The sequence below is a fragment of the Sediminibacillus terrae genome, from assembly GCF_009602435.1.
GTDB lineage: Bacteria > Bacillota > Bacilli > Bacillales > Amphibacillaceae > Sediminibacillus > Sediminibacillus terrae.
In genome coordinates this window covers 546,707-564,553 of sequence record NZ_VZDQ01000011.1, presented here as the reverse complement: position 1 = coordinate 564,553, position 17,847 = coordinate 546,707, and the positions used below count along the sequence as shown (strand labels likewise).

Annotated in this window: 21 protein-coding genes and 1 other annotated feature; of the genes, 12 read left to right on the top strand and 9 right to left on the bottom strand. The window is 43.5% G+C overall.

Annotation, left to right across the window (positions count from 1 at the left end):
- Positions 1-75 precede the first annotated feature (75 nt).
- The 4 genes from F6X55_RS05415 to F6X55_RS05405 form a co-directional block, all read right to left on the bottom strand.
- Positions 76-339 (bottom strand): NifU N-terminal domain-containing protein, encoded by a 264-nt coding sequence (locus F6X55_RS05415; protein WP_026571125.1) that lies wholly within the window; start codon positions 337-339, stop codon positions 76-78.
- 276 nt (positions 340-615) lie between these two features.
- Positions 616-819 carry a DUF3813 family protein gene (locus tag F6X55_RS05410; RefSeq protein WP_026571124.1) on the bottom strand — a complete coding sequence of 68 codons (204 nt, stop codon included), beginning with the start codon at positions 817-819 and terminating at the stop codon, positions 616-618.
- A gap of 2 nt (positions 820-821) precedes the next feature.
- The gene (locus F6X55_RS20040) at positions 822-971 is read right to left on the bottom strand and encodes a hypothetical protein (RefSeq protein WP_162832887.1); all 150 of its coding nucleotides are present in this window, start codon (positions 969-971) and stop codon (positions 822-824) included.
- A gap of 186 nt (positions 972-1,157) precedes the next feature.
- Positions 1,158-1,997: a Cof-type HAD-IIB family hydrolase gene (locus tag F6X55_RS05405; protein WP_026571123.1), complete on the bottom strand. Its 840-nt coding sequence runs from the start codon at positions 1,995-1,997 to the stop codon at positions 1,158-1,160.
- Positions 1,998-2,147: 150 nt separating this feature from the next.
- Here F6X55_RS05405 and F6X55_RS05400 point away from each other — a divergent pair, with 150 nt between their 5' ends.
- Positions 2,148-2,912, top strand: coding sequence for an alpha/beta fold hydrolase (locus F6X55_RS05400; protein WP_026571122.1), 765 nt, complete (start codon positions 2,148-2,150; stop codon positions 2,910-2,912).
- A 78-nt stretch (positions 2,913-2,990) separates the two neighbouring features.
- A complete protein-coding gene (locus F6X55_RS05395) occupies positions 2,991-3,302 on the top strand; it encodes a metal-sulfur cluster assembly factor (protein ID WP_026571121.1) in 312 nt (103 codons plus the stop codon).
- Positions 3,303-3,572: 270 nt separating this feature from the next.
- Here F6X55_RS05395 and F6X55_RS05390 read toward each other — a convergent pair whose 3' ends face one another.
- Entirely contained in the window at positions 3,573-4,394 is an 822-nt protein-coding gene (locus F6X55_RS05390) for an undecaprenyl-diphosphate phosphatase (protein ID WP_026571120.1), read from the bottom strand.
- A 129-nt stretch (positions 4,395-4,523) separates the two neighbouring features.
- Between F6X55_RS05390 and F6X55_RS05385 the strand changes: the two genes are divergently transcribed.
- Positions 4,524-4,859: a hypothetical protein gene (locus F6X55_RS05385; protein ID WP_026571119.1), complete on the top strand. Its 336-nt coding sequence runs from the start codon at positions 4,524-4,526 to the stop codon at positions 4,857-4,859.
- A 75-nt stretch (positions 4,860-4,934) separates the two neighbouring features.
- Here F6X55_RS05385 and F6X55_RS05380 read toward each other — a convergent pair whose 3' ends face one another.
- Positions 4,935-5,108: a YjzD family protein gene (locus F6X55_RS05380; RefSeq protein ID WP_081704571.1), complete on the bottom strand. Its 174-nt coding sequence runs from the start codon at positions 5,106-5,108 to the stop codon at positions 4,935-4,937.
- A 130-nt stretch (positions 5,109-5,238) separates the two neighbouring features.
- Here F6X55_RS05380 and F6X55_RS05375 point away from each other — a divergent pair, with 130 nt between their 5' ends.
- Complete coding sequence (locus F6X55_RS05375) at positions 5,239-5,886, top strand: hypothetical protein (RefSeq protein ID WP_153462290.1); 648 nt, start codon at positions 5,239-5,241, stop codon at positions 5,884-5,886.
- Between the two features lie 94 nt (positions 5,887-5,980).
- A complete protein-coding gene (locus tag F6X55_RS05370; protein WP_035427099.1) occupies positions 5,981-6,949 on the top strand; it encodes a BMP family ABC transporter substrate-binding protein in 969 nt (322 codons plus the stop codon).
- A gap of 310 nt (positions 6,950-7,259) precedes the next feature.
- On the opposite strand, the gene F6X55_RS05365 is transcribed toward F6X55_RS05370, so the two are convergent.
- Complete coding sequence (locus F6X55_RS05365; protein ID WP_153462288.1) at positions 7,260-7,502, bottom strand: hypothetical protein; 243 nt, start codon at positions 7,500-7,502, stop codon at positions 7,260-7,262.
- Between the two features lie 173 nt (positions 7,503-7,675).
- Here F6X55_RS05365 and F6X55_RS05360 point away from each other — a divergent pair, with 173 nt between their 5' ends.
- The 4 genes from F6X55_RS05360 (at position 7,676) to F6X55_RS05345 (ending at position 11,372) form a co-directional block, all read left to right on the top strand.
- Positions 7,676-8,611: a beta-ketoacyl-ACP synthase III gene (locus F6X55_RS05360; RefSeq protein WP_026771746.1), complete on the top strand. Its 936-nt coding sequence runs from the start codon at positions 7,676-7,678 to the stop codon at positions 8,609-8,611.
- A gap of 31 nt (positions 8,612-8,642) precedes the next feature.
- Positions 8,643-9,887 (top strand): beta-ketoacyl-ACP synthase II, encoded by a 1,245-nt coding sequence (fabF, locus tag F6X55_RS05355; RefSeq protein WP_153462286.1) that lies wholly within the window; start codon positions 8,643-8,645, stop codon positions 9,885-9,887.
- Positions 9,888-10,188: 301 nt separating this feature from the next.
- Positions 10,189-10,389, top strand: a complete 201-nt coding sequence (locus tag F6X55_RS05350) for a YuzI family membrane protein (protein WP_026571114.1) — start codon at positions 10,189-10,191, stop codon at positions 10,387-10,389.
- A gap of 215 nt (positions 10,390-10,604) precedes the next feature.
- Positions 10,605-11,372 carry a YjbA family protein gene (locus tag F6X55_RS05345; RefSeq protein ID WP_026571113.1) on the top strand — a complete coding sequence of 256 codons (768 nt, stop codon included), beginning with the start codon at positions 10,605-10,607 and terminating at the stop codon, positions 11,370-11,372.
- Between the two features lie 122 nt (positions 11,373-11,494).
- Here the strand turns inward: F6X55_RS05345 and trpS are convergent, their stop codons facing one another.
- Entirely contained in the window at positions 11,495-12,496 is a 1,002-nt protein-coding gene (gene trpS / locus F6X55_RS05340; protein ID WP_026771744.1) for a tryptophan--tRNA ligase, read from the bottom strand.
- 88 nt (positions 12,497-12,584) lie between these two features.
- Positions 12,585-12,764: a binding site (T-box leader), on the bottom strand.
- Between the two features lie 429 nt (positions 12,765-13,193).
- Positions 13,194-13,559, bottom strand: a complete 366-nt coding sequence (locus F6X55_RS05335) for a DUF3899 domain-containing protein (protein ID WP_153462284.1) — start codon at positions 13,557-13,559, stop codon at positions 13,194-13,196.
- 329 nt (positions 13,560-13,888) lie between these two features.
- Here F6X55_RS05335 and F6X55_RS05330 point away from each other — a divergent pair, with 329 nt between their 5' ends.
- The 3 genes from F6X55_RS05330 to opp3C all read left to right on the top strand — a co-directional run bounded on the left by F6X55_RS05330 (position 13,889) and on the right by opp3C (position 17,832).
- On the top strand, positions 13,889-15,598 hold the full coding sequence (locus F6X55_RS05330) for a peptide ABC transporter substrate-binding protein (RefSeq protein WP_153462283.1): 1,710 nt from the start codon (positions 13,889-13,891) through the stop codon (positions 15,596-15,598).
- Positions 15,599-15,754: 156 nt separating this feature from the next.
- Positions 15,755-16,684 carry an oligopeptide ABC transporter permease gene (opp3b, locus tag F6X55_RS05325; RefSeq protein ID WP_026571110.1) on the top strand — a complete coding sequence of 310 codons (930 nt, stop codon included), beginning with the start codon at positions 15,755-15,757 and terminating at the stop codon, positions 16,682-16,684.
- A complete protein-coding gene (opp3C, locus tag F6X55_RS05320; RefSeq protein WP_026771741.1) occupies positions 16,684-17,832 on the top strand; it encodes an oligopeptide ABC transporter permease in 1,149 nt (382 codons plus the stop codon). The genes opp3b and opp3C overlap by 1 nt, the downstream gene beginning before the upstream one ends.
- Positions 17,833-17,847 lie beyond the last annotated feature (15 nt).

Here is a 17,847-nt window from a genome sequence, read left to right as displayed (position 1 = left end):
AGCTTTTTTTTATGATCAAAATTTTGATGCATTCAGAGGAATATTCTCGTTTTTTAGTCTTGTCCGGAAATGTTCTTAGTATCCGTATTCGTTTAAGACTGCTTCCACTTGTGGGGTAAGCGGTTCCCATTCCACGTCGAATTTCTTGTTAACTGTGATGAAGTTTTGGAAACCGAAAACGTTGTCGACTCCTTCCAGTTCCATCAGGTCATTCAGAACTTGATGTTCACTTGTTTGTCCAGCCATCACGGACACGCTGTTATTTCCTTCGAATATCATGGAATCAGTTGTGAATTTCATTGCATTCGGGTTCGGTGTCGCTTCCACTCGTACACTCATGCTTAATCCTCCTATGTAACACAGATTTATGTCCATCATAGCAGAATTTTGTCATTTACAAAAGGGATTGAAGTAAAAGGAAAGAAGAGGGTTGTTTCTTTGGGTTCGTAAGTATCCTGGACAAATGTGCCCCTTATTTCCTGGGCAATAATTGTCCGGAACTGTCGTTCTGTGTCCATGTCATTAAAGTGTTCTTTGGGAAGTTGGGACGAAGGCGGGGAGCGCCTATGGTTAAATTGAACAGAGCGGCACCGGGATGGATGCCGCCCTATCAGTTTACTGCATTTGGTTATGACGGTTCAGCTGCTCTTCCAACTGCTGAAGCTGTTCTTGTTCTTCAGGGGAAGCACTAGTATAAGCAGATTGGATTGCATTGCGTGCTGCTTGCTTATCCTGCTCGCTGACATTCTGGCCGCCGTTTGTCATGTTGGTTAAACGGTTCATTGCATTTCTTGCTTGCTGCATGAAATTGTTTGCCATTGTTAAAAACCTCCCAGAGTATGTTGGTCTGCTTGTTCCTCTTTACGCTCGACATCGGTAAAGCGCTCCCGGTAAGGAAAACGCTCATCATGTCTTTTTACCGAATCGGCCCCTTGCTGCGTAAATCGTTTTGACTTGCTTTTTCTGCTCATTTCCATTCCCCCTAATAGAAATGTCCACGAAAACCTGCTGAAGCAGGCAACAGACTCTATGACGCAACATCGGCTGCCGTATAAACCAGCGTTGCCAAAAAAAGCTTGAACGCTATTGCGTTCAAGCTTAGTATGGACCTTGCGAGGAAAAAGAATGACTTGAAAAAGATGCCAGACTTCATCGCGTTAATTAGTGCTGGTGCTTTTGGCTCCGAGATGCAAATATTCTTCCAAGAAGGCTCCGATCCCGTCTGCTTCATTTGTACCGGCGACATGGTTAGCCAGTTTCTTCAGTTCCTCGATTCCATTTCCCATCGCCACGCCTACTCCTGCATATTCAATCATTTCCAAATCGTTGTCTTCGTCTCCGAAAGCAATTATGTGTGACTGCGGAATGTCAAAGTAGCGGGCGATTTTTTCCAATCCGACTGCTTTATTCAATCCTTTACGTACGATTTCGATTACATGCCAGGGAGCTCCCCATTTACGGTGCTCAATGACTGAAGCGTGTTTGTCATTGAGATGGGAGCGGAGTTCTTGTATGTGTTCTTCCTGTGGGTGTATCAACAAAGAAGTTGGATCATCCTGCAAATTATTTTTCAGGCTTCCGACTGTAACAGGATTAGCCTGGTCGGTATGGAAGATTTCCATTAATTCTTCATCATACTGATCAAGGTAGACGTCGTCTCCTACCTCGGCCATGATATTGTTGACCTCCAGATCATAACATGTCTGTACTATCGCTTTTGCTGTCCGGTTGGGCAGCGGTGAGTGGACGGCATCCCATTTTTTATCTAATGGATGATGAATCAATGCCCCGTTAAAATTCACCATCGGGGTGTCCAGCTCTAACTCTTTGTAATAATCAATGCTGGCACGGTGGGGTCTTCCGGTGGCTATCACTACGACATGACCGGCTTGTTTTGCCTGCATGATCACTTTTTTTGTTTTTTCGCTTATTACCTTGTTGTCTGTAAGCAGGGTTCCGTCAAGATCCAAGGCTATCAAATGCTGGTTCGTTTTCATTTATATAATCACCTCTTATGTAAGTATAGTTTATCGGTGAACAGGTTATCTGTAAAGAAAGGGTTAAATTTACTGTTTGTTTTGCATGTTTAAAGTGTAACGATTATCATGGAATTAAGACCACCACTATAGATGAGAGGATAAGAAGATATGATCACCGTAAGCAGAGAAAAATGGAAGGGTATTCCCCTCCTTATTGTCGTCGATGCAGAAAAAAGCAGAGAGCCACTGCCAGTCCTTACATATTTTCATGGATATACGAGTGCTAAAGAACATAATCTTCCACTTGCTTACTTGCTCGCGGAAAAAGGCTTCCGGGTCATTCTGCCGGACAGCATGCTTCATGGGGACAGGGCAGAAGACTTATCAACGGATGAAATGAATATGCGATTTTTTGAAATCGTCAGCCAAAACATAAAAGATTTACAAGTGATAAAGAGTACACTGGACGAAAAAATGCTGCTTCTTGACGAAAGGTTCGGTCTTGCCGGCACCAGCATGGGAGGGATCACCACGGCTGCCGCTTTGACGCAATATCCATGGATTAAAGCGTCGGCAGTGTTGATGGGCTCTCCGAAAATCACCGATTACGCCAAGGCGTTGGTCGACCAGATGAAACAGAACAGTTCCGAGTTTGAAATGTCGGACGATGAGATTGAAACTATCTATCAACAGCTGGAAACCATTGATTTGTCGAAGCAGGTAGACAAGCTGTATGAACGGCCGTTGTTTTTCTGGCATGGAGAAGCCGATCCGGTTGTACCTTTTGACCATGCTTACAGTTTTTACAATGAAGTCGTACCTTATTATAAAAATCCGGAAAGCATCCGCTTTTTACGGGAGGTCGGCCGCGGACACAAAGTCAGCAGATTCGCTATACTGGAAACAGTCAAATGGTTCGACATGCAATTGTAAATGCTGCGAGGATTATCATTTAAAAAATGACCGATATGTGTTTATAATAAGAAGAACCAATATCAAGGAGGTTGTATGATGGAGGAAGCATTGCAGGAAAACTTGATGGGTGCTCTTGAGAACGTAATTGACCCGGAACTCGGGATAGATATTGTAAACTTAGGCCTTGTCTATGGAGTGGATTTAGATGAAAACGGTGTGGCCACCGTCACTATGACATTGACGGCAATGGGCTGCCCGCTGGCTGGCCATATTGAACAAGATGTTAAATTTGTCCTGAGCGACATTCCGGAAGTAAAAGAAACCAAAGTCAATATTGTTTGGAATCCGCCGTGGTCGAAAGATCGGATGTCCAGATATGCCAAAATCGCCCTGGGTATCCCGGATTAATGTACGCTAGACCCCTTGCACTGTGCAGGGGGTTTTTTTATGTTTTTTGGTGGATGTTTGGTTCGCGGATCGACACTTTAAGTGAGGATTGGCAACGAACACTGCTGAAATTCGATCTGGAATAGAAGAAAGCGGAAAGAGCACTTCATCCACCTGATGAAGCACCAACTGGGATAGAGGAAGACTGGTTGTTATTATCTACAGGATAAAATCACAACTGTGACATTTAAAAAAGCTGCCCGCATGGACTCATGCTGGACAGCTTTTCGTTTACAAGAACAATATGGCAAGAATACCGACAATGAAACAATAGAAGGAAAAGTATTTTAAGTTCCCTTTAGCCATGATATTCATAAACCACCGGAGTGAATAATAGGTGGCAATGATGGCAGCCATAAACGCAAGCAAGTAAGGGATGAACAGGGCGCTGAACTGATCGTCGTTCACAATCTCCCCGATACTGAGGACAAGTGTGCCCAGACTTACGGGAATATAAAGCAAAAACGAGTAACGCAGTGCTGTTTCCTTGTGCATGCCAAGCAGCATGGCACCGACGATCGTGGCCCCAGAACGGCTGATTCCCGGTATCAGCGCCACAGCCTGCGCCAGGCCGACGATGAGTGCATCCTTGAATGTGATTTCCCCGTCATTTTTGTAGCCTTTAATATTGCGGATAATCCATAAGGCAATTCCGGTGATAATCAACGTGATGCCGACCATTTTCGAAAAACCGAATACTTCTCCAATCTGTTCTTCGAACAAAATTCCGATTATGCCGGCAGGAATGGTCCCGACGATCAAGTATAAAATAAATCGAAAATCATCTCGCGCTTCCGGCTGTTTGGTGAACAGGTAACGGAAGCCGTTTTGGATTAAACGGAGTATATCCTTTCTGTATATAAGCAGTACCGCAATCAATGAACCAGCATTCACTAAAATTTCAAAGGACAATCCATGAATGTCCAACTGAAATAAATTTCTCAGCAGGACGAGGTGGCCGCTGGAAGAAATCGGTATCGGTTCTGTGAAACCTTGAAACAACCCTAAAAATACATATTTGACTAAAATCCAAAAATCGTTGGCAAAATCCATGTTTTTCCTCCCAATGTTAAAGCAATGCTTTTATCTAAAATGGTTTCTTGTTCTTTGAGAACATTCATCGTCCCCTGTCACATACCCAGTCAGCCATGAATAGGCTAAAGTGTGAAGGAGGTAGTCGACATGAACAGACCACACAGCCACCACCATATATATGAGCTTTGCAAATCCCATATGAATTCCTATGTACTTGCTGAATTGAATGACGGGAGCAAAGTGGACGGTATCGTTGTCGATTTGGATGAAGATTTTGTGTATATGGCCGTTCCGATCCAAACAACTGTACCTGAATACCATACAGGTTATGGAGACGATCGGCAGTTTGGATTTTATCCGGGTTACGGCTATCCGGGATATGGTTATCCAGGATACGGATATGGATACGGGCCGGGAAGGTTCCGCCGTCTTGTGCTGCCATTGACAGCACTGGTTGCACTGAGCGCGCTTCCCTGGTATTAATTTTTTCCGTACTAATAAACCCTTGCCGACTCCTTGTGGGCAAGGGTTTTCAACCAAAGTGGCAGCGAATGCAGCCTATTCTGTTTCTTCCTTCAAGGCACCGCCTAAAAGAAAAATTGCCACAGAAAAAATTACTGTCAGCACAAGCACCTGATCGAACGGAAGAGAAGCTCCGCCCATGCTTGATAATACATACGAAATCAAAAAGCTAAGTAAAAATGACCAGATAACTGTCCAAAGATAACGCAATCATTTCACCTCATTTTTTACACATTCTGTTTTAAGTTTAGCAGAAGCCTGTTGAAAAATAAATATAAAAAACAGTTATATATCCAAATTCCTTTGTTTGTCGAGAATAGTGGAAAGGGAGGGGTTTCCAATGTATTTAATTTTACCTTGTTTTGACTGGATAGGTTTCCATCTCTGCGAAAAGTTGCTGTATCATGGCGAACAAGTTATCGGAATAGGGGAAGCTACGACTGTCAGGCAAGATAATTTTTGGGCTTTTTTGGCACGGAACAGTTCATTTCAATTATTCCCCACAGTGGAGGAGTATCAAACAAGCAAAACAGAAGCAAATTTAGAAGCAATCATACAAATAGAAACGGAACAAAAAGCACCGGTGCCGGATGCGCTCAAAGCGTCCCGGAAATTTTTACTGAATGGGAAAATGCAGGAACGCCCAACCAATAAAGAAGATTGGTGTCATGTGGAATTACCGATGTTATATGGAGAATGGATGCCGCGGTCGAAGGACAGCATGTTCAGTCCGGATGGAGGCGAAGTCCCCTTTGATTCGCAAACTTTCCATGACGATGCTGTATATATAAAAGACTTTTTACAAGAATTCTTTCCTTTGTTGAAAACAAAGCAATCGAAAAAGCATGTTATCATCAGTCCTTCAGGAGACCAGGAGGGTCAAAGAGAGACAGATGCCGAAGTGATTCCAGTTTTTCCTTCAGAATCGACCGGACAACGTCAAAAGAAACTGCAGCGGCACTATGAAAAGTTTATTTCTTTTTACTAATGTAATCAGAATGTAATAATTCGATACATTTACGGACTAGAAGTAAGACGGTAGAATAGTACTAGAGAATACTGACCGATTGGGAGTGCACACGGTGAAAAATAGATATCGATTTGTTCCGCTTGTCTTCCTTGCCGGTTTCTGTTTACTTATGGCAGCCGGCTGCTCTACCTTGGGTGGAGGTGAAATAGACAGGGTCGGCATGCTGGTGGAAAACTCCATCCATGATCAAACCTGGGGAAATAAAGGCTATCAGGGACTTTTGAAAATCAAAGAAGAATATGATGTAGACGTTTATTTTAAAGAAGGCATACAAACACAGCAGGATGTCAATCGTGCTGTCGAGGAATTCTCGAATCAAGGGATTAATTTAATCTTTGGTCACAGTAGCAACTACGGGAAAATGTTCGATGAAATCAATGAGGCATATCCAGATATTCATTTTGTTTACTTCAATGGGGGATATACCGGGGACAACTTGACTTCTGTCAATTTCAATTCTCATGCCATGGGATTTTTCAGTGGAATGGTAGCCGGAAAAATGACATCCACCAACAATGTCGGTTTGATTGGCGCTTTTGAATGGCAGCCAGAAATCGAGGGATTTTATGAGGGAGTAAATTACCAAAACCCTGACGCATCTGTACATATGAACTTTGTGAATAGCTGGGATGACAGTGATAGGGCCTTGGACTTGTTGGACCAAATGAGCGCCGATGACGTCGATGTTTTCTATCCGACAGGAGACCAGTTCAGTGTCCAGGTGATCAATAAAGTAAAAGAAAAAGGATTATATGCAATCGGCTATGTTACCGATCAGGCCAGCTTAGGTAAGAACACGGTGTTGACCAGTACTGTTCAGCATGTCGATGATATTTACCTGCAAACAGCGGAAGCTTTCAATGAGGGGGAATTGACAGGAGATGTGATGACGTACGATTTTCAGGATGGAGGAATCACCATGGGGAAATTCAGTCCTGAAGTACCCGAAAGCTTTGTAAAAGAGATTCAGGAAGCAATTGATGAGTATAAGGATACGGGCTTGTTGCCCAATGAACAATAAAAAAGAACAAGGCTGCCTTATTGCTTGGACAAGCAGGGCAGTCTTTTTTTAAAGATGAGAAAGTTTAAATTCCACAGGTCTGGCTCAGCGCCTTCCCCTCGAGGTCTTAGGTCAATCCTCTGCTTGGAAAAGACTGCCACTTGGGAGCTTTTTCAAGCTTTTCGGAAGCACGGATTGTGTGGGGCTTGAAGCCTTGTCACAGGACGAGTGGAATGTAGACCTGTACTCCTTTTGCGCTTTTCTTTTATTGCGCAGCATATGCTTTTAAACTAAGCGCCCGTAAAGCACGGACGCAGCTTGACAGGAAATTTTATTTCCGGAATTGCTTGATTAAACCGGAAATTTCTTTAACGTAGGGCGATAGTTGCTGATAGGTTTCCATCACAGTCTGGGCAGTGCCAAACAAATCGAATGACTCCGTTTCTTCCCCCTTTCCCGGTGCGGCGGCTGTCGGTCCTTCATCATCCTGGGAAATTCCTCTCCGCGGCCCGAACATCATTTCATCGAAACGGTTGTGTCCCGGGCTGCCGCTGTCTCGGTTTCTGTCGGCCATTATATCACCTCCCATACCAGTTTATTGAAGGGCAAGGCTTTGAGCGCAGGCATTCATCACGGTCAAGGCGGAATAGTCTGTGAAAAACTTGAATAAAATGAATGAATCGATTAAAATTAGTACCAAGTCTTAATAATTGATAGTAAACTCTGTATGATGAGGAGAGGTAATAGATGAGGGCAGGTATAACAGGGACCGGTCACTACGTACCGGAAAAAGTGTTGACCAATTTTGATTTGGAAAAAATAGTTGATACGACTGACGAATGGATCCGGACCAGAACCGGTATTGAAGAGAGAAGAATCGCAGAAGATGATATGGACACATCGGAAATGGCATACAGAGCAGCAGTGAACGCGATGGAGGACGCAGGTATCACGGGAAAGGACCTAGATATGATCATGGTGGCGACCGTGACGCCTGACACGCCTTTCCCATCCGTATCATGCATGCTTCAGGATCGATTGGGAGCCGATAAGGTTGCGGCAATGGATTTAAGTGCAGCGTGTTCCGGTTTTATGTATGGAATGGTGACAGCCAAACAATTCATCGACACAGGTGTTTACAAAAACATCCTCGTCGTAGGTGTCGAAAAGTTGTCCAAGATTACGGACTGGACAGATCGTAACACATGCGTCCTGTTCGGCGATGGTGCCGGAGCAGCTGTTATTGGCGAAGTCAGCGACGAACGCGGTATATTATCATTTGAATTGGGCGCTGATGGTTCAGGCGGTAAATATCTTTATCAAGATAAAGACTACTTGAGCATGAACGGCCGGGAGGTATTCAAGTTCGCCGTACGGCAGATGCCGGAATCTTCGGTTAATGTAGTGGAAAAAGCCGGGTTCAAACGGGAAGACGTCGACTATTTGATTCCTCATCAAGCGAATATCAGAATCATGGAAGCCGCGCGCGAAAAACTTGGTATTCCAGAAGAAAAAATGGCGACATCCGTAAAAAGATACGGAAACACTTCAGCGGCTTCTATTCCGATTGCTTTGTCTGAAGGAGTAAAAAACGGTAAAATAAAGGAAGATGATTTAGTGGTTCTCGTCGGTTTTGGCGGAGGACTTACATGGGGTGCGGTTGCATTCAAATATGGTAGATAATAGACATGGGATAGTGAAGGAGGAGCATATAATGGAAAATAGACGTGTAGTTATCACTGGACTAGGAGCTGTCAGCCCTGTCGGTAATGATGTAGACACGATGTGGGGGAATATTATAGAAGGAAAATCGGGAATCGATTTTGTGACCAAAGTCGACAAAGACGATTTTCCGGCAAAAGTTGCGGGTGAAGTGAAAGACTGGGATCCAGTGAATTACATGGAGAAAAAAGAAGCCAAACGGATGGATCTGTTTACGCAATATGCTGTCGGTGCCGCAAAAATGGCGGTAAAAGACGCCGACCTGGATATAACAGAAGAACTGGCCCCGCGTGTGGGTGTCTGGGTAGGTTCCGGCATTGGCGGCATGAAGACGTACGAAGAGCAGTTTGAAAAATTCCAGGAAAAAGGCTACCGTCGTGTAAGCCCGTTCTTTGTACCAATGCTTATCCCTGATATGGCAGCCGGTCAAATTTCCATCCAATTGGGAGCGAAAGGAATCAATTCCTGTACGGTGACAGCTTGTGCATCCGGGACCAATTCCATTGGCGACGCCTTTAAAGTCATCCAGCGGGGAGATGCAGATGTCATGATTACCGGCGGCGCAGAAGCCCCTCTTACAAAAATGGCTTTCGCCGGGTTTTCTACTGCAAAAGCATTGACCTTCAATGATGATCCGAAAACAGCAAGCCGTCCATTCGATAAAAATCGTGACGGATTTGTCATGGGTGAAGGAGCAGGAATACTTGTTATCGAAACATTAGAATCCGCCAAACAGCGTGGAGCGAAAATTTATGCAGAGATCGTCGGCTACGGATCTGCCGGAGATGCCTACCATATTACTTCCCCGGCTCCAGAAGGGGAAGGAGCTGTCCGTTCCATGAACCAGGCAATAAGCGATGCGGGTGTCGATGTATCTGAGGTTGCTTATATCAATGCGCATGGCACGAGTACCGAATTGAACGATCCATTTGAAACAAAAGCGATCAAGCAAGTTTTCGGTGGGCATGTTGATAACTTGGCGATATCTTCTACCAAGTCGATGACCGGCCACTTGCTGGGCGCAGCAGGGGCAATTGAGGCAATTATTTCGGTTAAATCCATCAATGAGAGCATTTTACCGCCAACGATCAATTTGGAAACACCGGATCCAGAATGTGACCTCGATTATGTACCGAATAAAGCAAGACACCAGGAATACGAATATGCATTGAGTAACTCGCTTGGATTCGGTGGTCACAATGCGACCCTTATTTTCAAGAAATATCAGGATGCTTGATTTTTTCCCGGGGAACAAGGACAAAAGCATAGAGTAAAAAAAAGCCGAACGATTTCGTTCGGCTTTTTTTGTATTATATGAATCGTGCAACTCTCCACTGAAGCAAGGTACTCGCACTCCGTGGGCACTATACCAAATTGAAACAATCAAGTCGACCGGTTTTGGTCTTGGCAGTCATGATTTTGTCCCGGCAACTTTTCGTATGCTTTTTTTAGTGAAAAGAACTTACAGGGCATCAGAACTGCCTGTCCTACATACATATAAGTAAACGATCAAGTCGGACAGGCAGGGGGAAGAAATCGTGGGCTATATTTTATTGTTTCTTGTAGGATTCGGTTTAGCTGTATCTGGCGGCGTCACGTTCATTCTCTACTTGAATTTCATTCCTGCGGGCCTTTCCTGGATCGATTACTTCTTATTTATCCAGGGGAGATTGGAATGTTATTTTCTTCCGCTTGGTCTTCTTTTGATCATCATCGCAATATATAAGTATCCAGGGTAATACCTGTTAATTATTAGGTTGGTTAGAATAATTATTCCTTTTTTGGCCATAATGTATCGTAAATAAAGCGGTTATATATTGTACGATCCACAATTTCCGGCCAGGCCGACTGGCAGCAGGCAGGTCAAGATGATAGGAACAGCATGAAGGAATGCCGGCAAGTCTCAATAGGCCGCAATTTTCTAACGATCCAATTAATAAAGCGGGGGTTCGACATGTTGTATTTACACGACGTATGGGTGAATTGGTTTGAAGGCGAAGAAAACGGCTACAATGTTTGCGCATTTCATGAATGGAGAAAAGAAGACGGCATTGAACTGCTGGACCAGGTACCGGTTCTTTACATTGATGAGATGTTGTACCACTATATAGAAAATGACTTGCAGGATTTGCCCAAAAGCTTGCTGGAGGCAATTCATCAGCGGGCATACTTGCGGAAAAACCAAGAACGGATACCGTTGGAATATGCCTGTGTGATCACGGATGGCCAGTCAATATTGGCAATCGATACGATGGGCTACCACCTGCCGGTTAGAAAAAGCAGGTTAATACCGAGACAGGAACGGCTTGTGTACGATTTAATTGACGGTACGAGCAGATTGGAGTTTTCTTTTTCTCCGGAACAGAGGGAGAAAGAATATCATATTTTGTCACTCTCACCTGATTCGATGCTGGGATTAACAAGGAAAGAACGGCAGCTAAAGCAATTATTGATGATGGCTTTAGATCAGCTGGAGGGTACGCAAAACTTACAGGAAGTCCGTTACTGGCTGACAGAGTGGAATCCGGACCAATATTCGCAAATCCGGCAGATGGACTTCAACGCTGCCTGGCAAGCTTTGTACGAAGGAGTAAGTCCGGGCTGGAGCAGAGCGCATGAAGAACTTTGTGCCAAGTTGGTAAAAGGTCAGCCGTTCTTCGAGAAAATGTATGAACTGGAACAGAATCAGGAGCAGCAAAACACATACAAACGAATGCTTTAACAAAAGAAAGACCGGATAGTTGCCTGTCTTTCTTATGGAATAGGAAAAAGAAAACCCGCAAAGAGAACTGTTTTTGCGGGTTTTTCCATTGAAAAAGTATTTAAGGATTATTTGTGCAACAATCACTTTTTCGGCTTCTTTTTGACTCTTCCCAATCCCATTGCCTTTTTTGCTTTGGCAAGCATTTTGTTTGCAGCTTGCTCGGCTTTATCAGCACCGCTATCGAGAATATCATCAAGTTCCTGCGAGTCGATCAACTCATAGTAGCGCTCTTGAAGAGGCTTGAGCAGGGAAATAACCGCATCGGCGGTATCTTGTTTAAACTGCCCATAACCTTTGTCCTGGTACTTGCTCTCCAATTCAGCAATGGAGATACCGGTACAGCTTGCGTGGATGGCAAGCAGGTTGGATACACCAGGTTTGTTTTCTTTATCAAATTTAACAATCCCTTCTGAATCAGTGACTGCACTTTTGATTTTCTTTTCAATTTTCTTCTCATCATCCAGCATGAAAATGGAGGCCTTTTGATTCGAATCAGATTTACTCATTTTTTTGGTTGGGTCTTGTAAGGACATAATCCTTGCGCCGGTTTTCGGAATACTAATTTCCGGAACGGTAAAGATGTCATTGAATTTATTATTGAACCTTTGGGCTAAATTACGGGTGAGTTCCAGATGCTGCTTTTGATCATCCCCCACCGGGACCACGTCTGTCTTATAAAGCAAAATGTCTGCAGCCATTAGCGGAGGGTAAGTAAGCAGTGAAGAAGAAACTGCTTCTTTTCCTGCTGATTTGTCTTTGAATTGCGTCATCCGCTCCAATTCACCGATATAACTGATGGATTGTAACATCCAGCCTAACTGTGTATGGGCGGCCACTTCGGACTGAATAAACAATGTGGATTTTTCTGGATCGATACCTGATGCCAGATAGAGGGCTGCAAGCGAGCGAATGTTATCCCGCAGCTTCAAACGGTCCTGTGGAACGGTAATGGCATGTTCGTCAACGATACAAAAATAGCAGTGGTTTTCTTCCTGTAACTCGACGAACTGTTTCATTGCTCCTAGATAGTTTCCGAGTGTCAACGTTCCGCTCGGTTGGATTCCCGAAAATATAGTCTTCATGATAATCACCTCTTCATAATGTAAAGCATTGATTAAGGAATTTGCGAGCAAAAATCGAACACAAAAAAAGCTCATTCTTTCCCTCTTTCGAAGGGACGAATGAACCGCGGTGCCACCCTTGTTATCAAACTGTCGACCAGTTGATCACTTGAGAATTCAATTTAGCTCGAAAGTCCAATTCCAATCCACCTTGATGCTTGTTTCCACCAGCCACAAGCTCTCTATAAATCAGCGGGCGATTGTACTACGCCTTTTTCATTGCTTTTGATATTGATTTTTTTACATTATATAAAGTCTTGTCAGGAAATGCAAGGGCAACCTCCTAAAAGCAGCTCCGCCAATGAAGGGAAGCTCAAAAAGAGGCAGAGAGCCGTTGAAAACGCACTTTAAAACAAGCCGAGAACCGCCGAAAACGAACTTCATCTTATCTATGATCAACGTATAAAGTCCATCCATCGGTTCAATTCCTTTGACTTAGTACGGATTTAACGATCGAACGTGTCCTCCTATACATTAAACAGTGACAATATCCTTGTAAAATAGCCGTTCCGCCTATCAAGAGGTTATGTTTTGTCCAAAAATGAATAAAAGCAGAGAAAAATAAAAAAGCGGCGAACCGCCGCTCCATTTCTAAAACTCTGAAGTAAAGAATTATAAATTAACTATTATTTAATTGAAATTTCAACAGAGCATTGTCCTAGGCTGCATAAAACCATGCCAACAGGATAAGCATTAACAGAAGCAAACTGATCCCCTGGAAAGAGACGGCTTTGACAAAGGAAATGCTCACTTTTTCGGAAGGCAGCGTATCAGTTTCCGCAAAATAATCTTTCCGTTTAAAGCTTCGTTCGAACGATTTCCTGAAACCATATACAACTCCATCAAAAAAGCCGCTATGGACAATCCATACAAATATACCGACAAACAACCAACAGCTGCCGAAGTAAAAGAGGATATTGATCAGCTGTTCCAGCTGCAGAACAGGAGTGACAAACAGGAAAACAAGCAGGTTGGCTGCAATGTTTAACACGAGCAACACCCACTTATTCTGAAGAACTTTCATACATACACCAACTTTTCCATAGATATGAAGTATTATAGCATGATTGGACAAACGGTAAAATAATTCATAGGAAAGGAAATCAATAAACGTATATACGGGATGAATGAAAAACGTCTTGATATAGTTTCGTAAAAACAAGCAATGAATGACAATTAGCTAGTACAAAAGAACTATTTTATGTAATTAGAATGCAATGTTTATGCGGTTTGATAAAATTTTTGTAAAAAAAATGATGCAAAATTGTATGAAAACTTGTATAATTCAAATTGTGGATCAAACATCCGCGCAAATATTTAGAAAATTTAATCTAAGGGGAGGTCATTTACTTCATGAGAAAGGCAAATTGGCTATTGCTTGCAATGGCACTACTATTGAGTGTTTTCCTTGCAGCTTGTTCCGGCGGATCCAGTTCCGAAGGCGACAGCAGCGGTGAAGACACAGGAACTGAAGAAGGTACCGATGAAGGTACTTCAGAAGAAGGCGGAGAGGCTAGTGGCGAACAGGTGCTTAACCTGCTTGATACTTCGCAAATCCCGACCATGGATTCTTCTCACGCAACTGACGCTGTTGCATTCCAATACTTGGGCTCCACTATGGAAGGTCTTTACCGTCTAGGTGAAAATGCTGAGCCGGTACCAGGTATTGCTGAAGGAGAACCTGAAGTAAGTGAAGATGGTTTGACTTGGAATATTAAACTACGTGAAGATGCAGTTTGGTCCAACGGCGACCCTGTAACTGCCCACGATTTCGTGTTCGCTTGGAGACGTGCTATCGATCCGGATACAGGATCTGAATACGGCCCCTTCATGATGAACGATGTACTTAAAAATGCTACTGCCATCAACAATGGTGAAAAAGACGTTGAAGAACTTGGCGTCGAAGCAGTCAGCGACTATGAATTGAAAATCACTTTGGAAAAAGCTGTACCATATTTCCACAGCTTGCTAACATTCGGCACCTACTTGCCGTTAAATGAAGATTTTGTAACAGAACAAGGCGATGACTATGCACTAACTTCTGACAACTTGATTTACAATGGCCCATTCGTACTCGAAGACTGGGATCCGAAAGCAAATGAATCTTGGACAATGAAAAAGAACCCGGATTACTGGGATGCTGAAACTGTCCAGCTAGAAGAAATCAACGTTGACGTTGTTAAAGAAACAAGTACAGCTGTTAACCTGTATGACACTGGAGAAACAGACCGTGCTAGCTTGACTGCTGAATTCGTGGAACAATATGCTGGAACGGAAGATTACCGTACACTTCCAGAACCAACCTTGTTCTACTTGAAAATGAACCAGGCAAACGAATACCTTGCAAACAAAAACATCCGTAAGGCGATTGCCATGGCAATCAACAAGCAAGACATGGTTGATGTAATCCTTGCTAACGGTTCGATTGTATCTAATGCAGCTGTACCAGTAGATTTCACCACTCATCCAGAATCTGGTGAAGACTTCCGTGACATCAATGGTGACTTGCTGACTACGGATAAAGAACAAGCGAAAGAATTGTGGCAAAAAGGTCTTGATGAGTTGGGTGTAGATTCTATCGAGCTTCGCTACCTTGGCGGTGACACTGAAACTGCTACGGAAATGGATGCTTACATCAAGAACCAGCTTGAAGAAACACTTGAAGGTTTGACTGTCGAAATTTCTTCTGTGCCGTTTGAAGAACGTATTGCAAGAGATGAAGCTTCTGACTATGACATCCAAAATTCAGGCTGGGGTCCAGACTATCTTGACCCGAGTACATGGTTGAACATGTGGACTTCTGACAGCCCGTATATGACTATGAACTATAACAACGAAGAATATGATTCCTTGATCAAAGAAGCGAATAACGAATTGTTGACAGACCTGTCTGCACGTTATGACAACTATCTTGAAGCAGAAAAAGTGCTGATGGATGATGCGGCGATCGCCCCATTGTACCAGCGTTCCCGTGCATATCTGTGGAGACCATCTGTTAAAGGCGTTATTTTCAATCCAATGGGGGCAGACTTCTCATATAAGTGGGCTTATATCGAAGAATAAACTTGATACTATGAGATGATGAATTACCTCTTTGGTAGAGGAGAGGAGAGTGTACTGCCAGCTGCTTGCGGGCGTATACTCTCTTTTTCAATTTGACTAGATTTTTAGAATTATTAGAAGATTAAATATAATCTTGATAGATTAGGAGGGATAGGGATGGCGAGATATATACTTCAGCGGCTTGGCTATATGCTGCTCACGTTGTTCTTGATTGCGACGTTTTCATTCTTTCTCATGAAGATGCTGCCAGGCTCACCAATGAAAGCAGAGGAAAAACTTTCCGAAGCACAATTGGAAATCCTTTATGAAAAATATAATTTAGATGACCCTGTACCAGTACAATATATCAATTATTTAGGCAACCTTGTCCAAGGGGATTTAGGGGTGTCATTCCAATTGAATAACCAGCCAGTAACCGATTTGTTGGCTAGCAGGATTCCTGTTTCAGCTCATTTAGGGTTCCAGGCGATGATTCTCGGTACCATCCTCGGTATGCTGCTCGGTTTAGTTGCCGCAGTTCGAAATAATTCCTGGATCGATTACACGTCCAACGTCATTTCAGTGATTGGTATTTCGATTCCGTCATTCATTTTTGCCGGCTTGCTTCAATACTTTGTCGGCGTAAAACTTGGTCTTTTGCCGATTGCATTTTGGGAAGGCTTCAAGCATACGATTATGCCGACAATCGCTTTGGCGATTTTCCCACTTGCGATTGCAGCACGTTTTCTACGTACAGAGATGATCGAAGTACTTGGTTCGGATTACATCGTAACCGCACGGGCAAAAGGCGTTACAAAGGGTGGCATTATGTTTAAGCACGGCTTGCGTAATGCATTGATTCCTTTGGTCACTGTAATGGGGCCAATGGCAGTCAGCCTTATGACAGGTACATTGGTTATCGAACAAATTTTTTCTATCCCTGGCATCGGAGAACAATTTGTCACTTCGGTAACAACAAATGATTTTCCGGTAATCATGGGAACAACCCTTTTCTTCGCCTTCTTCTTCATCTTGATAATACTTGTAATCGATATACTATACGGAATCATAGATCCGCGTATTCGATTAGCTGGAGGTAAAGATTGATGGACAAAGAAAAGCTGAATAAAGACCTGTTTGTACCTGCTAAGCCAGATGAAAATGAAAGTGAACAAATCCAGCGTCCTAACTTGACTTACTGGCAGGATGCCTGGAGACGTTTGAAAACGAACAAAGGTGCCATATTCGGACTGATCGTAATCGTGTTGATTGCCGTCATGTCCATAATCGGTCCGCATTTTAACGACGACGGGGTGGATGATCAGGATTTAGGGTTGTCCAAATTGCCGCCTCGTGTGCAAGGATTGGAATCAATCCAATGGCTGCGGCTTGATGGAACAAAAACGGAAACCTATGAAGCTGCCAGTGTCGATGCAGCAAAAGACCGCATCCGTCAGCGTTTTACCCAGAGGGATGATGAATTCATCACTTATGATGTAAAGCGTGAAGGCGATGGAAGCAAAGATTCTGCTAAAGTAACTGGTTACTATCACATTTATGAAGCGAAAGGACTTCAAGATGAGTATTTTTGGTTCGGTACCGACACATTGGGCCGTGACTTGTTTACACGTACCTGGTACGGAACCAGGATTTCCTTGTTAATTGCGTTTGTAGCTGCTGCAATCGATATGCTCATCGGTGTAGCCTATGGCGGTATTTCCGGCTACTTTGGCGGCAGGACAGATAATGTCATGCAGCGTATCATCGAAATACTTGTCGGAATTCCAAACCTTGTTGTGGTAATCCTGATGATCATGATATTAGACCCTGGGATTATCGCGATAATTATCGCGCTCACCATAACGGGATGGACCGGAATGGCCAGGATTGTCAGGGGACAAGTCCTCAAGCTGAAAGGCCAGGAGTTTGTATTGGCATCACGGACATTGGGATCTTCCCACCCTAGGATATTGTCGAAACATCTAATTCCAAATACTCTGGGTATGATCATTGTCAATACAATGTTTACCATCCCTAACGCCATTTTCTTTGAAGCATTCTTAAGCTTTATCGGTTTGGGACTGCAGCCGCCGGATGCCTCACTTGGTACATTGATCAATGACGGTTTCAAAGCGTTGCAAATCAACCCGCATATCATGATTTTCCCTGCGATTGTCATTTCATTGATTATGATCGGATTTAATATTTTGGCAGACGGACTGCGTGATGCGTTAGATCCGAAGATGCGTGAATAGGAGGCATGTGCTGAC

What these genes read in the sequence shown, in the direction of transcription:
- trpS (WP_026771744.1), bottom strand. Translation starts at nt 12,496, where the DNA reads ATGAAGACTATATTTTCGGGAATCCAACCGAGCGGAACGTTGACACTC.
- F6X55_RS05345 (WP_026571113.1), top strand. Translation starts at nt 10,605, where the DNA reads ATGTTGTATTTACACGACGTATGGGTGAATTGGTTTGAAGGCGAAGAA.
- F6X55_RS05375 (WP_153462290.1), top strand. Translation starts at nt 5,239, where the DNA reads ATGTATTTAATTTTACCTTGTTTTGACTGGATAGGTTTCCATCTCTGC.
- fabF (WP_153462286.1), top strand. Translation starts at nt 8,643, where the DNA reads ATGGAAAATAGACGTGTAGTTATCACTGGACTAGGAGCTGTCAGCCCT.
- F6X55_RS05405 (WP_026571123.1), bottom strand. Translation starts at nt 1,997, where the DNA reads ATGAAAACGAACCAGCATTTGATAGCCTTGGATCTTGACGGAACCCTG.
- F6X55_RS05335 (WP_153462284.1), bottom strand. Translation starts at nt 13,559, where the DNA reads ATGAAAGTTCTTCAGAATAAGTGGGTGTTGCTCGTGTTAAACATTGCA.
- F6X55_RS05385 (WP_026571119.1), top strand. Translation starts at nt 4,524, where the DNA reads ATGAACAGACCACACAGCCACCACCATATATATGAGCTTTGCAAATCC.
- opp3b (WP_026571110.1), top strand. Translation starts at nt 15,755, where the DNA reads ATGGCGAGATATATACTTCAGCGGCTTGGCTATATGCTGCTCACGTTG.
- F6X55_RS05410 (WP_026571124.1), bottom strand. Translation starts at nt 819, where the DNA reads ATGGCAAACAATTTCATGCAGCAAGCAAGAAATGCAATGAACCGTTTA.
- F6X55_RS05400 (WP_026571122.1), top strand. Translation starts at nt 2,148, where the DNA reads ATGATCACCGTAAGCAGAGAAAAATGGAAGGGTATTCCCCTCCTTATT.
- F6X55_RS20040 (WP_162832887.1), bottom strand. Translation starts at nt 971, where the DNA reads ATGAGCAGAAAAAGCAAGTCAAAACGATTTACGCAGCAAGGGGCCGAT.
- F6X55_RS05360 (WP_026771746.1), top strand. Translation starts at nt 7,676, where the DNA reads ATGAGGGCAGGTATAACAGGGACCGGTCACTACGTACCGGAAAAAGTG.
- F6X55_RS05330 (WP_153462283.1), top strand. Translation starts at nt 13,889, where the DNA reads ATGAGAAAGGCAAATTGGCTATTGCTTGCAATGGCACTACTATTGAGT.
- F6X55_RS05365 (WP_153462288.1), bottom strand. Translation starts at nt 7,502, where the DNA reads ATGGCCGACAGAAACCGAGACAGCGGCAGCCCGGGACACAACCGTTTC.
- F6X55_RS05395 (WP_026571121.1), top strand. Translation starts at nt 2,991, where the DNA reads ATGGAGGAAGCATTGCAGGAAAACTTGATGGGTGCTCTTGAGAACGTA.
- opp3C (WP_026771741.1), top strand. Translation starts at nt 16,684, where the DNA reads ATGGACAAAGAAAAGCTGAATAAAGACCTGTTTGTACCTGCTAAGCCA.
- F6X55_RS05390 (WP_026571120.1), bottom strand. Translation starts at nt 4,394, where the DNA reads ATGGATTTTGCCAACGATTTTTGGATTTTAGTCAAATATGTATTTTTA.
- F6X55_RS05415 (WP_026571125.1), bottom strand. Translation starts at nt 339, where the DNA reads ATGAGTGTACGAGTGGAAGCGACACCGAACCCGAATGCAATGAAATTC.